The organism is Kitasatospora sp. NPDC086009, assembly GCF_044540385.1.
Classification (GTDB): Bacteria; Actinomycetota; Actinomycetes; order Streptomycetales; family Streptomycetaceae; genus Kitasatospora.
The window spans coordinates 199,587-212,573 of record NZ_JBITSA010000004.1 but is presented as its reverse complement, the minus strand read 5'-3'; the positions used below and the strand labels follow the sequence as shown (position 1 = coordinate 212,573).

The window sequence follows — 12,987 nt, the reverse complement described above, 5'->3', positions numbered from 1 at the left end:
GCCGCCCACCGAGCCCGCGCCCCACCCTTGGGGCGGTGCAGAGCGCCTGCGTGACGACGCCGCCCTGCACCGAAGCCCACCCGGGCCGGGCCGGGCCGGGCTAGGCACATCGCGCTCGTCAACGTGCCGGACGTGAAGTCGGTCCGCCGGTCTGCCCCGATCGCCCTGGCGTCCGGGGCAGCCGGTTCAAACCCCTGCCTCGGCCTAGGAGGTGACGTCCAGCGGGCGCAGGAAGCGGCGCTCGTACCGCTTGATGCAGCCGGTGCTCCGGGCCAGTTCGAAGGCCGCCTGGCACTCCGGGTCGGTCATGCTGTCCGTGCGGTACCGCTCGTACGCGGCGAAGCCGGGAAAGGAGAAGAGGGCGTAGGCGATGTCGCTGTCTCCCTCGCTCGGCAGGAAGTAGCCGTGGTGCGTCCCGCCGAACCGGTTGACGAGCCCGACCCAGCGGCGGCCGTACTCCTCGAAGTCCGCCAGCTTGTCAGCGTCGATCTCGTACTTCAGATGAATGGTGATCATGCCCCCATGAAAGCGGCCGCGCGGACCCGAACGCAACGGGCGGCGATGTCCTCGACCAGATCGAAGCGCCCCCACGAGCTGAAGCTGCCGGCCGACGCCCGGGGGGCCGGGGGCCCGGAATCGGCCGACGACTCGGGCCGTCCGATCGTCCCCTATCCTCCAGCGGGAAGAGGAGGGTGGTTTGGCGATCACGGTGCAGTGGATCAGGACGTCATGGACCAAGGCATCCCGGGGCGGTGAGGCCGCGTGTTCCTGTCGGCACCGCCCGTCCTCGTCGACGAGTGCGGGCCGCTGCGCCAGCGTCACCGCGTCGCTCCCCCGTCTGACCTGCGGCGCAGCCGGTGCGGCCGGGTGACGGCGGGCGGCGCGGGGGCTCCGTTGTCGAGGCACCCCCGTGCAGTGTTGTCACAGGCCTCTTGGATAATGATCGTCTCGCCGTCGGCACGATTCGAGCACACTCTCCATCGAAACCGACGCGAAACGAGACATCACTCCCAAGGAGACCCACTGTGCCCATCCGACGCCGCGTCGGCCTGGCCGTCGCCGTCGCGAGTTCCGCGGTCGCCGGCGCCGTACTGCCGCCGCTCGCCCACGCCGACTCCGCCGACTCCGGCGTGCTCTACGTCGACAACGCCTCCCACGCCAACTGCTCGGACACCGGCGTGGGCACGAGCGCACAGCCGTACTGCACCATCCAGGCCGCCGCCGACGCGGCGCAGCCGGGTCAGACCGTCCGGATCGCGCCGGGCCGCGGCAGCTACGAGGAACAGGTCACTGTCAGGCGGTCCGGGCTGCCCGGTAAGCCGATCACGTTCAGCGGTGAGCTGGTCTACCTGTCAGGGACCGTCCCGGTCGGCGTGCGATCCTGGAGCGCCGGTACGCAGCCCGCTCCGCACGGCTTCGTCCTCGCCGGTGTGCACGACGTCACGGTGACCGGCCTGGGGATCGGAGGCCCGCAGGAGGGCGTGCTCGTCCAGGACTCCGAGCGGATCGTGCTGGACCGCAACAGCGTGGCCGCCGGCAACCCCGTCTCCAACGGCGTCCGCGCGTACCCGAACGCGGCCCCGGGTGTGCGCATCGTCGGCCGGAGCACGGCCGTCACGCTGAGCCGCAACGTCATCAGTGACGTGGGCACGGCCGGTGTGGCCGTCGACGCCGGCGTCACCGGGACGGTCATCACCACCAACCAGGTGACCAACAACCCGGCGGAGGGCGTGCTGATCACCGATGCCCCGGGCACGGTGGTGGTGAGCAACACCTTCGCGCAGAACTGCGGGAGCGACCTGTCGCTGGCCGGGAACTCCTCGGGCGCGACGGTCGAGAACAACATCATCTCCAAGCTCCCGGCCTTCTCCTGTGCGAACGGCCTGCAGTCGCCGTACGCCAACCTGACGGTGTCGGCGGGTTCGACCGCCGGCACCAAGGCCGACTACAACGTCGTGGCGCCCGCCATCGGCGGGTCCGGGTACTCCTGGGGCGGCGCGACCTACGCGAACCCGTACGCGTTCAAGGCCACCGGCCAGGGCGCGCACGACTACGGCGCCGACCCCCAGCTCGGGTACCGCGCCAGTGGTTTCGGCGTCGTGCAGTACGCGCCGGTCGCCGCCCAGGGCGTGACGGACGCGGCCGACGAGTCCGCGCCCGGCATGCTGGACAGCGATGTCTATGGCCGCCCGCGGGCCGACCACCCGAAGATCGCCGACACCGGAACCGGAACCGGCTTCGTCGACCGTGGCGCGGTCGAGCTCCAGGACACCATGTCCGCCTCCGTCTGGACGACGCCTTACCCCCGCGCCGGGCACCCGCTGCAGGCCCGGATCGGCTACGCCTACACGGGGGGCTGGGCCCCGGCCGGCGCTCGCCTGGACTTCGGCGACGGCAGCCAGCCGGTGTGGGCGAACCCCGGAACCGTCGAGATCGACCACGACTACCCGACCGCCGGTCCCTACACGGTGACGCTCACCGCCACCAGTGAGACCGGCCTGACCCGCACCTCGGTCAGCACGGTGAACATCGCTCCGGCCGGCCCCATCTCGGCCCGCCTGTCGGTCGCCCAGGACGACAACACCGTCGCCCGGATCAAGGTCACGGACAAGAGCGACGGCCCCTGGCCGGTGAGCCGCTACACGGTGGACTTCGGCGACGGATCCGCCCCCGTGGCGACCGACGGCTCGGCTCCGCCGAACGGCCTGACGCACGACTACGCCGTCTCCGGCACCTACACGGTGACCGAGACCGTCACCGACGACCACGGCCGCTCCGCCGGCGCGTCGGTGCAGCAGTACGTCCACGGTCCCCTGGCGGGCGTGCCGTTCACCGGCAGCTTCGCCGGCCCCAGCACCCACCTCGGCCTCTTCGACAACGGGCGCTGGGCGCTGTCCACCCAGAAGTCGTCGGCCCAGGCCGGCACGATCTGGATGTTCGGCAGCCCGGGCGACGTCCCCGTGGTCGGCGCGTGGGACAACGCCTGCCAGTGCCGGCTGGGCATCTACCGCCCGAGCACCGGCACCTTCGCCCTCAAGCACAACGACGGCTCGGTCTCCGCCGTGCAGTTCGGTGACCCCGGCGACATCCCGGCCGTCGGCGCGTGGGACCGAAACGGGCACGACCAGCTGGGCATCTACCGCCCGAGCATCGGCACGCTGGCCGTCCGGCACGACGACGGCTCGGTGACCACGATGCCCTTCGGCGACGCCGGGGACCTCCCGGTGGTGGGCGACTGGGACGGCGTGGGCCACGCCCAGTTCGGGCTGTTCCGCCCCGGTCGGAACCCGGGCGACCCGAACCTGTTCATCCTGCGTCACGACGACGGCAGCGTGTCGACCGCCACCTACGGCGTCAAGGGCGACCTCCCCGTGGTCGGCGACTGGCTGGGCAAGGGCCGGACGACGTTCGGTGTGTTCGGTCCGAGCACCCGTCTCTTCACCCTGAGCAACGCGTATGCGGGCCAGGCCGACGTGAGCTTCACGATCTACGGGTGACCTACGGCTGAACCGGACTCCGGTGAGCCGGAGTTCGACAGCGCGGAGTTCGACGGCCCGGAGTTCGACGGCCCGGAGTTCGACGGCCCGGAGTTCGACGGCCCGGAGTTCGACGGCCCGGAGTTCGACGGCCCGGGGCGCGAGGTTCTCGCGCCCCGGGCCGTTGTCGTGGTGACGGCTGCGGAGCGGAACCCGACGGCGCCGCCGCCGGGATGCTGACGCTTGGTCCGGTGGCGGGTTACCTGGCCGAGGCCCGCCGGTCACGCCCCCGGAGAGCCGGTGGCCTGCCGGCCGCGCCGAGCAGCCACCAGCCGCGGCAGGGCGTCGGCGGCCACGACGAGGGCGAGGTGGTCGTGGAAGTCCCGGCTGCGGACGATCAGACCGTCGCGGACGCTGCTGGCCGGAGCGCAGCAGGCCGGCGCGGTCGGCCCGGAGCTGCGCCTGCCGGAGCTGATCGCCTTGATCGCCGGCGCCAGTACGACGATGGAACTCCTCGGAACCGAACCGGCGGCCCAACAGCGGATCTTCGAAGTGGTCTTCGACGGCCTGCGGGCCCGCTGACCGGCAACACATAAGACGTTGCGGGTTACTGACGCTACGTCAGGACTCCTCGCCGGCAGGCCTGATCGGCCCAACTCTGCCCTCCAGCGGCAGGCGTCACGATACCCTCCGCCTCCTTTGCGTCGGGGGCTTCACGACAGCCAAGGGAAGCTTATACATCTGCGTCTGCCATGCTGTATTCCTTATGACTAGGCACCGCGCGGCGGCCGCGATGCCGCTCCGAGTCGATGTGAGGATGTGGCGATGCGGACGATCGGCCTGATCGGTGGGATGAGCTGGGAGTCGACGGCGGAGTACTACCGGTTGTTGAACAAGTTCACGCGGGAGCGCCTCGGCGGACTCCACTCGGCGCGGTGCGTGATCTACTCGGTGGACTTCGCGGAGATCGAGCGGTTGCAGGTGCAGGGCCGTTGGACGGAGGCCGGCGAGATCCTGGCCGCGGCCGCCCGGGCGCTTGAGGCGGCCGGCGCGGACATGGTGCTGATCTGCACCAACACCATGCACAAGGTCGCGGACCGGGTCGAGGCGGCGGTCTCCATCCCGCTGCTGCACCTGGCCGACGCCACCGCGACGGCCGTGCGGGCGTCGGGCCTGCGCCGGGTCGGTCTCCTGGGCACCGCGTTCACCATGGAGCAGGACTTCTACCGGGGCCGGCTCGAAGCCGGCGGACTCGATGTGCGCGTCCCGGACGCCGACGGGCGCGCGATCGTCCACCACGTCATCTACCAGGAGCTCTGCCTGGGCGTCGTGCGGGAGGAGTCACGCGCCGCCTACCGGAAGGTCATCACGGACCTGGTCGCCGACGGTGCGGAGGGGATCATTCTCGGCTGTACCGAGATCGAGCTCCTCATCGGTTCCGAGGACAGCCCCGTCCCGGTCTTCCCCACCGCGCGACTCCACGCGGCGGCCGCCGTGCACGCAGCGCTGTCCGGCACCCGGCACGAGGGACCCACCGCATCCCGCTGACCACCGCCGAGACGGAGTGCGGGGATCGCGGGCGGGATTCCCCCGCGCAGAGACGAGCGAACGAACGACCTACGAGAGGCGGGACCTTCCAACACCCCTACGCAGAGGAGACGTTCGCCGCCGACGTGGCCCGGGCCCGGGCGGCGGCCGACAAGTGCCGGGCGAAGGGGGGACGTGCTTGCGCAACTCGCGCAGCTTTCCGCGTCAGCACGATCCACGCGCCGAGGCGGACTCGCCGGGGCTCCCGGGACGGGGGCGATCAGATGCTGGTGAGGCTGACGCTCTCGAAGCTGGGCTGCGGGATGTTCGTCGCCGGCTGCGGGATGGACGGCACGATCGAGACGGTGAGCGGACCGTCCGGCATCAGCCCCTGGTCCTTGAGGCGTTGGACCTGCTCGGTGACGTCGTAGCTGGCGTCGTGCCCGCCGGCGCCGGCCATGCCGAAGAAGGAGATCCAGCCGACGAAGTAGGGGCCCTCCGGGTCGAGGTCGCCGCCGGGGCCGTTGAGGAAGACGTGGAACGGCGTCCCGGGCGGGATCTCGGTGTACACGTCGTGCACGGTGAGGATGAGGTTGGTCTGCGGCTCGTCGCGGGCGGCGAGCGAGCGCATGGCCCCCTCGACGCCGCTCGGTTCCAGGGACACCGTGGTCGCCGCCCGGACGTCGAGCGGCTGCCGGGGGTTGGCGACGGAGGCCGCCAGGACCCGCTCGCCCGCCCGTGGGGCCTGGACCGGCGGCAGGATCACCGGCCGGGTGCCCGACCCGTCGGTCAGCGACTCGTACGCGTAGTCGCGCGCGTCGTCCATGACCACCTTGCTGGTGGGCCGTTCCTCCTGTCCGTTCCCGTCGAAGAAGATGAACGCGTGGTCCAGCCAGGACGTGTGGTCCGGGTTCTGGTTGCCCTTGTCCAGCCAGCCCGACCAGAGCCGGTCGAGGTTGGCGTGGTGCAGCCAGAAGATCGGATCGCGGGCGGAGCCCTCCACCCGGCCCATCCAGCCGCCGACGCCACCGTGGACCTGGTTGTGCGGGACGTTCTCCAGCTCGCCGAAGCCGGGCTGGAAGTGGGGCATGACGGTGTAGCTGACCTCGCTGCCGAAGGTCGGCTGGACCGGCGTCCGGCTCTTCGTGGCGGCGAAGATCGTCTCGCTCATCGCCCTGAAGGGGTTGAGGTCCACGTAGGGGAGGACCTGACGGGCGCTGTTCTTGTCCTTGGCGCGATGCGGGGCGGCCCAGAACTCCGCCTCGGTCGTCGGTTCCAGGTCGTCCCGGAGGCAGAGCGGGTTGTCGACGGTCAGGGTGGTGCCGCCCGGGCGGTCCGGCATCTTCGGGCTGCGGAACGCCGCCGGGAGCGCGCGCGAGGTGAAGGTCGAGGGCGGGGTGGCGGAGGGCGCGTCCAGCGCGTAGTCCCAGTACGGCAGGGCCCAGGTGGTGGAGGGGTCGGGGGTGATGTGCTCCTCGGCGGCGATCTCCTTGATGGCCGCCCGGATGATCCGCTCGAAGTACCAGAGGTAGCCCCGGTGCCACGGCAGGAAGAACCAGCCTCCGTGCGGACACTGGCTGAAGGCTTCGTGCGTCTGCGTGACGGTGGGCGGGATGCCGTGGATGCACCCCTGGAAGACCCAGCTCGTCGGCTCGGTGGCGGGTCGCTGCTGCATCCTTCCGACGGCGCGGGCGTACCAGTACAGCACCGGATCCCACTCGGCCATCTTGCTGGCGTCTCTTCGCATGAACGTTCCGTTCGACATGTCACTCCTAGGGTGGGCCGGGCGCCTGGCCGGGCGGCCCGGATTCCCGGGGCGGCGGCGGCCGCCCCGTGGTGCTTCGTCCACAAGCCTTCGAGGAGGTAAACCGGGCCCGCTGTCCGGACGAGCAGCGGGTGGGCGGCACGGGGCGCCCGCAGGACCCTGGAACGAGGTGCCCGATCCGCCTCACCAGTCCAGGAGCCGCACTCGGGTGGCCCCGCCGGGCAGACCGCGAGCTTCCTGGCGGTGCGCCGCGACGGTGCGTGACCCGGTCACCGGACGGCCCGCCGTCAACTCATGCCGAGCAGCATGTAGGCCATGCCGATCGACATCACCGTGCGCCGCGCGGCGACCAGGTCGGATGAGGTCAGGGCGGCCGGTCCGTGGACACGGGCCGGCCGCCCTGCCGGTCGTTCCGCCCGCGGGCGGTCCCCGGCGGCCGGGCGCGGCAGGAGCGTGCCCGCGCCGCGGGCCGCGTGGACCAGGAAGTAGGCGACCAGCGCCAGCAGGGCCCACTCCGGCACCGCGGCATGGCCGCCCCCGTGACCGCCACCGGTGTGGCCGGTGCCCGCGTGGTGCTGCGCCGGTGCCATCAGCAGCACCAGGGCGGCCATCACCGCCGCGCTGAGGATGTGGTGCGGATAGTGACGCAGGGCGCCGATCGGGGCCGAGCGGTGGTGACGGCCCATCCGCCCCGCCAGCAGGAGCGCCGGCCAGGCCGCGGCCGCGGCGAGCAGGGCGGCCCACAGGACTCGCGGCAACGGGTCCGCCGCCGGTGCCACCATGGCGACCATGGCGAGGGCCGTCACGAACTCGATCGGCTCCAGCCGGCGGTCCGGACAGCCGCGCCCCGCGGCGGCGAGGGCGCAGTGGACCGCACACCAGCCGGTCAGAGCGATCAGCAGGGCGGTGGCGATCACGGGCTCTTGCACGGGAGACCCCCGTTCCATGGCCGTACCCCTCATCTCCACGGTAGGCCGCGGTGCGGCGGGGCGCACGGGGAAACGGGACCGCCCGGCCGGCGCTCACCGCCGGCCCCCTCGACCGTGGGAACAGGGAGTGACCGGGGCTGCGATGCAGCCGAACTGACGGAGCGTCATCGACTACGGAGCGTTGCCCGGCCACCGGTTCCCGGACCTGGCGCGCGGGCACACTCGCAGTCGAGCGGCGACACCACGGACGGCCATGACCCAGTAGGTGAGGATGCCCGCACCCAGCCCGGGCGAGACGCGCACCAGTGCACGCCCACCGGCCGGTAGCGCGAGCAGGCGAGGGCACCGGCGACGGCGTCGTCCGGGCGCGGTGGCGGACCGACCCGACCCCCGGCGACCGGGACTGGGCCGTCTTGAAGACCCTGCACCGTGGAGGTCGTCACCCGGCACGGTGACCGGGATAGCCGACTTCGGCGTCACGTTCGTGGACATCGGTGGCTTCACCGCGATGATCAACCGCGTCGAGGACCGCCAAGACGGCATCGAGGGGCCGGTACACACGACAACCAGCTCGCAGAGCCGCCGGCAGCCCGGCCCGAGGACGTCGTCGAGGTGGGGCGGCCTCCTCACTGTGACGATCCTCGACGTGGGCCTGGAGCGGCACCGCATCGCGCTCTTCGCGCTCGACCGGCGCCCGCGAGGGATCGCCGGAGGGCCCGTGACGGGAGCAGCCCCCCGTCACGCGGTGCCTCGGGTCAGCTGGGTGGGCCCGAGAAGACGAGATTGCCCTTGGCGTCCTTCACGATGGGCGTCCCCGATCCGTAGAGCGAGAGGTCGCGGGCCCGGTGTTGACGACCGTGATCCTCACCTGGACGATCCTGGCGTCCTTGGGGGGATCGAAGACCCGCCGCCTCCTCGGAGCCAGTCGATACCCGCACAGCAAGTACGTGCACGAAGTTGGCCGAGAATACACTCCCCCTTCATTGTCGTGCACGGGACAATTGGGCCGGATCCCGCACAGAAAGGACCTACCGATGAAGCTGTCCGTCCGCCGCTCCCTCCGCGCCACGGCCGCGGCCCTGGCCGCGCTGCTCGCGCTGGCCACACCCGCCCTCGCGGCCCCCACCACGACCGCCGCTCCGGCCGCCCCCGCGGCCTCGGCCGTCGACCAGCGCCAGGCCATCTACGCCATCGCGCACCGGGTCGACACCCTGGACGGCGTGGACGCCGCGCTCAACCACGGCGCCAACGCGATCGAGATCGACGTCTGCGCGTGGTGGAACCCGAACGAATGGCGTGCCTACCACGACTGTTCCTCGGCCGGTGAGAACCGACTGGGCCCCAGCTTCGACAGCATGATCGACCGTATCCTCTCCAACGCCGACGCGGGACGCCGGCTCGCCCTGGTCTGGCTGGACATCAAGGACCCGAACTACTGCGGGGAGCAGCCGAACCGTACGTGCAGCGTCGCCGGGCTGCGTGACAAGGCGCAGCGGCTGACGGCCGCCGGGATCCAGGTGCTCTACGGCTTCTTCGAGTACCACGGCGGCAGCACCCCGGACGTCGGCGGCCGGGGCTGGCAGAGCCTGGCGGGCAGGCTCGGCCCGCTGGAGGGCATCACCTCGACCGGGACCCGCGACCAGGTCCAGGGTGCCTTCAACCGGTCCGGCAACGGATTCCCGGCCGGGCACCGGGCGATGGACTACGGCGACTCCGACATCACCAAGGGGTTCGGCAACTGCACGGAACCCACCTACAACACCTGCGCGGAGCTGAAGAAGGGCGCCGGTGACCGGGCCGCCGGGCGGCTCGCGGCCACGCTGTCCTGGACGACCACGTACAACGACCCGTGGTACGTCGACAAGCTCCTCGGCGATGCCCGCGTGGACGGCATCATCGCCGGCTACGGCGCCTTCACCGGGGTGCGCGAGTACGACAACAGCTGGCAGTGCGCCAACGCCGTCAACCTGATCCGTGACTGGGTGAACCGCCACAGCGGCACCCACCGGATGGCCAACGCCGGCGACCGCCTCTTCCGGTAGCGGGACCGTCGCGGCCGGGAGCCCCCGGTCCCGCGACCGGCGCCGCCCGTGGACCGGTCCGACAGCCGTCGGGCGGGACTACGGGCGGCGTCCCCATGCGGAGATCATCGGAGCGGTGGCGAGGTCGAGCCGCCCGGTGGCGACGTTCGCCAGGTGCCGGTCGATCTCCTCGTCGGTGGCGAGCCCGTGCTCGACCAGACGGTGGCGGATCTGCCGCACCGTCGCGTCCTCCAGTACGGCGCACGCCGGTGAGGTGATCGGGAAGTACGCGTCGGCCCGCACGTCCTCCAGGCCGGCTTCGCGCAGCACCCTGGGCAGGGTCCGCCCGTAGGCGAGGTCCGCGCCGCGCGCCGCCATCAGGGTGCGAAACCCCGTGCGCAAGCGGTTGGCGAGCCGCTGTTCGGGACCGGACTCGTCCGGGCAGAGCAGCGGCTGCAACGCGGGATCGGCGTCCTCCAGGAGCAGCCGGCCACCGGGGCGCAGCGCGCTGACCATCCTGCGCAGGGCCTCGGCGCGGTCGGCGACGTGCACCAGGACCAGCCGGGCGTGCACCAGGTCGAAGCCGCCGGGCGGCGGTGGATCGGCCGCCACGTCGTGGACCAGCACCTCGATCGCGCCGCCGGCGATGTCCCTGGTCCAGCCGACCTCGAGGTCGGTGGCGACCACCGCACCGGTCGGGCCGACGCGTTCGGCCAGACCGAGGGGGACGGAGGGTCCGCCGGCGCCGACCTCCCAGCACCGCATGCCGGGGCCGATGCCGATCCGGTCGACGTGCCGGAACGTCACCTGGTCGAACAGCTCGGCGAGGGCGCCGAAGCGAACGCCCGCCTCGGCCTGCTTGTTGTCCAGCAGGTAGCCGTGGTCGGTGCCGTGCTCACTCATGGGGCGATTGTGGCACCTGCGCCTGTACCCGCGCCCGCACCGGCTCCGCTCGCCGGCCGCCGGCCGCCAGCCAGGTGGGCGGTGCGTTCGTCGGTGGAGCGCGCCACGATGGGTGCGGCCGCTCCGGGGGCCCGGTCCGACCCGCGACGGCGGAGCGGCGGCGCCAGGTGGCGGGCCAGCGCGAGGGCGGCGAGGAGCGCCACCAGAGCGCAGACGGCCGGCCATCCGGCGAGGCCGTAGACCCGGACGCCGAGCCAGGAGTTGACGCTGCCGCCGAGGTGATCGGAGGTCATGCAGGCGGTGTCGAGCCGGGGGCGGGCGTCGGGGCGGAGCTCGTAACCGACTGCCCGGCCCCGGGGGTGACGGGAGGTCGACCCCGAGCTGTCGGGCCATCAGCCGCACAGGGCGGCCGTCTGCGCCTCCATCAGTCCCGTACTCCGCGGGACGGGCGGCGCGCCCTTGAGGTCGGCACCGAGGTCGTAGAGGTTGACGGCCAGGACGAGCTGCCGTTCACCGTCGACGGTGGTGAGGGACACGCTCGTGTAGCCGGGGCCGCCGCCGTCCGTCGCCCAGGTACCGACCTGCCTGGTGTCCGGCTCGGTGCCGCACTCCACGTCCCGGCGCTGCACGCCGAGTCCGTAGGCCGGTTTGTCGGGGAAGTCGACCGTGGTCAGGAGTTCGCGCTGCTGGGCGGGGCGCAGCAACCTGCCGGCGAACAGGGCCCGGTGGAACCGGGACAGGTCGTCGACGGTGGAGATCATGGCGCCGGCGGTCCAGTCGTACGACGGGCTGAACCGGGTGACATCGTGCCCCGCGAGGTCGTAGCCGTGCAGATGGGGACCGTGGATGTCGGGGTCGGTCACCGGGAAGGAGGTGTCCTTGAGGCCGAGCGGCGCGATGATCCGCCGCTGGATCTCGGCGGGCGCGCTGCGATGGGTGACCGCCTCGATGACCAGCCCGGCGAGCAGGTAGTTGGTGTTGGAGTACGCCCAGTCGGTGCCGGGGGCGAAGAGCGGCGCGTGCCGGACGGCCAGCGCGACCACCTCCCGCGGGGTGTAGACGTAGTCCCGGTCGTGGTGTTCCAGGTAGGGGGCGAAGAACGCCGGCTCGGTCGTGGGGTCGTAGATGCCCGAGGTGTGGTTGAGCAGTTGGCGGACGGTCACGGCCGCGCCGTCGTTGCCGTTCCCCCGGACCGTGCCCGGCAGCCACCGCTCCACGCTGTCGTCGAGGGAGAGCCGCCCCTCGCCCTCCAGTTGCAGCAGCACCGTCGACACGAACGACTTGGTGTTGCTGGCGATTCGGAAACGCTGGTCGGGCCGGGCCCGCTCGCCGCTCGCGGTGTCGGCGAGCCCGGCCGCCGCGCGGGACTCCCGCTCGCCGTTCCGGGTGTACGCCACGACACCCGGGAACCCGTCCGCGACCGTCTGTTCCAGGGCCGCCTTGAGGCCGGCCGGTGGGGCCGCCGGGCGGTCCGCCGCGGCCGCGGCCCCCGGGAGGATGCCCGCTGCCGCCACCACGCACACCCCCACCCACACTGCCGCGGCCCCCGTACGTACCTTCATTGGTTGCTCCTGTCCTCGTTGCCCGTGTTCGTCCTGACTCATCGTGCCGGGCCGCCGCACCGGCTGCCCATCCCGCTGACGCCCGTGTTGGTACGGGGGTTGTCCCCACCCCGCACCCTCCGGTTCGCTCCATAGCCCGTTCGAGGGGATCCGGGGCAGGTCGGGGTAGGCACCGCGCGGAACGGGGAAAGCAGCCGCCGTGTCCACCGGGACACGGGCGCACCGCTCGTGCGTCCGCCCACCACCCCACCAGGCATCGGGAACGTGATGACGAACATCGACCGCAGGCACGCCCTGCGCGTGGCATCCGCGGCAGCAGTCGGCATGGGTGCGACCCTCGGCGCGACCGGGACCGCCAGGGCGAGCCGACGGGCCTCGACCCTGAACCTGAAGGGCAGGCGAGCGGCGGCCGACATCCCGGGCGTCCTCACCGCCGGCGCACCGTACTTCGTCCACTACGAACTCCGCGACACCGACGACAATCCGGTCGGCACCGAAAGCGCGCACAGCCTGCCGATCACCGTCGGGCCGACCGGGTCCCTCGTCCTGGCCACCGTGGCGCTGCGCCTCACCGACGGGATGCTCACCGCCGCCGGTGCCTTCGAGCGGCCGCTTCCGGCGGTGACCGAGGTGGCGCTGGGCTACCAGCCGTGGTCCCACACCTTCGCGATCACCGGCGGGACGGGCGACTACACCGGCGCCTCCGGCGAGCTCCGGATCGACCACCTCAGCCGCGACGACTCCGCCCTCACCATCACCCTGGCCTGAATCCGAACCCGAACCCGAACCCGGTCCGGCCCGAGC

11 protein-coding genes are annotated in these 12,987 nt (G+C 72.2%); 5 read left to right on the top strand and 6 right to left on the bottom strand.

Translation table 11 applies throughout. From position 1 onward, the window contains the following. Positions 1–204: 204 nt before the first annotated feature. Positions 205–516: an NIPSNAP family protein gene (locus ACIF6L_RS12870; RefSeq protein ID WP_329485390.1), complete on the bottom strand. Its 312-nt coding sequence runs from the start codon at positions 514–516 to the stop codon at positions 205–207. A gap of 509 nt (positions 517–1,025) precedes the next feature. Between ACIF6L_RS12870 and ACIF6L_RS12865 the strand changes: the two genes are divergently transcribed. From ACIF6L_RS12865 to ACIF6L_RS12855, 3 genes are all read left to right on the top strand, one after another. Beyond that, the gene (locus tag ACIF6L_RS12865) at positions 1,026–3,497 is read left to right on the top strand and encodes a PKD domain-containing protein (protein ID WP_396489221.1); all 2,472 of its coding nucleotides are present in this window, start codon (positions 1,026–1,028) and stop codon (positions 3,495–3,497) included. A gap of 279 nt (positions 3,498–3,776) precedes the next feature. Continuing rightward, on the top strand, positions 3,777–4,058 hold the full coding sequence (locus tag ACIF6L_RS12860) for a hypothetical protein (RefSeq protein WP_396489223.1): 282 nt from the start codon (positions 3,777–3,779) through the stop codon (positions 4,056–4,058). A gap of 243 nt (positions 4,059–4,301) precedes the next feature. Continuing rightward, positions 4,302–5,024 (top strand): aspartate/glutamate racemase family protein, encoded by a 723-nt coding sequence (locus ACIF6L_RS12855; protein ID WP_396489224.1) that lies wholly within the window; start codon positions 4,302–4,304, stop codon positions 5,022–5,024. A 259-nt stretch (positions 5,025–5,283) separates the two neighbouring features. Here the strand turns inward: ACIF6L_RS12855 and ACIF6L_RS12850 are convergent, their stop codons facing one another. Continuing rightward, complete coding sequence (locus ACIF6L_RS12850) at positions 5,284–6,768, bottom strand: tyrosinase family protein (RefSeq protein WP_396489226.1); 1,485 nt, start codon at positions 6,766–6,768, stop codon at positions 5,284–5,286. A 287-nt stretch (positions 6,769–7,055) separates the two neighbouring features. Then, the gene (locus ACIF6L_RS12845) at positions 7,056–7,697 is read right to left on the bottom strand and encodes a DUF5134 domain-containing protein (RefSeq protein ID WP_396489227.1); all 642 of its coding nucleotides are present in this window, start codon (positions 7,695–7,697) and stop codon (positions 7,056–7,058) included. 1,034 nt (positions 7,698–8,731) lie between these two features. On the opposite strand from ACIF6L_RS12845, the gene ACIF6L_RS12840 reads away from it, so the two are divergent. Beyond that, positions 8,732–9,739 (top strand): phospholipase, encoded by a 1,008-nt coding sequence (locus ACIF6L_RS12840; RefSeq protein ID WP_396489229.1) that lies wholly within the window; start codon positions 8,732–8,734, stop codon positions 9,737–9,739. A gap of 78 nt (positions 9,740–9,817) precedes the next feature. Here the strand turns inward: ACIF6L_RS12840 and ACIF6L_RS12835 are convergent, their stop codons facing one another. From ACIF6L_RS12835 to ACIF6L_RS12825, 3 genes are all read right to left on the bottom strand, one after another. Then, the gene (locus ACIF6L_RS12835; protein WP_396489231.1) at positions 9,818–10,621 is read right to left on the bottom strand and encodes a methyltransferase domain-containing protein; all 804 of its coding nucleotides are present in this window, start codon (positions 10,619–10,621) and stop codon (positions 9,818–9,820) included. Continuing rightward, a complete protein-coding gene (locus tag ACIF6L_RS12830) occupies positions 10,618–10,914 on the bottom strand; it encodes a hypothetical protein (RefSeq protein ID WP_396489233.1) in 297 nt (98 codons plus the stop codon). Before ACIF6L_RS12830 ends, ACIF6L_RS12835 begins: the two co-directional genes overlap by 4 nt. A gap of 99 nt (positions 10,915–11,013) precedes the next feature. Then, complete coding sequence (locus tag ACIF6L_RS12825; RefSeq protein ID WP_396489234.1) at positions 11,014–12,183, bottom strand: serine hydrolase domain-containing protein; 1,170 nt, start codon at positions 12,181–12,183, stop codon at positions 11,014–11,016. Positions 12,184–12,450: 267 nt separating this feature from the next. On the opposite strand from ACIF6L_RS12825, the gene ACIF6L_RS12820 reads away from it, so the two are divergent. Further along, positions 12,451–12,951, top strand: coding sequence for a hypothetical protein (locus ACIF6L_RS12820; protein ID WP_396489236.1), 501 nt, complete (start codon positions 12,451–12,453; stop codon positions 12,949–12,951). The last annotated feature ends 36 nt before the right edge of the window (positions 12,952–12,987 follow it).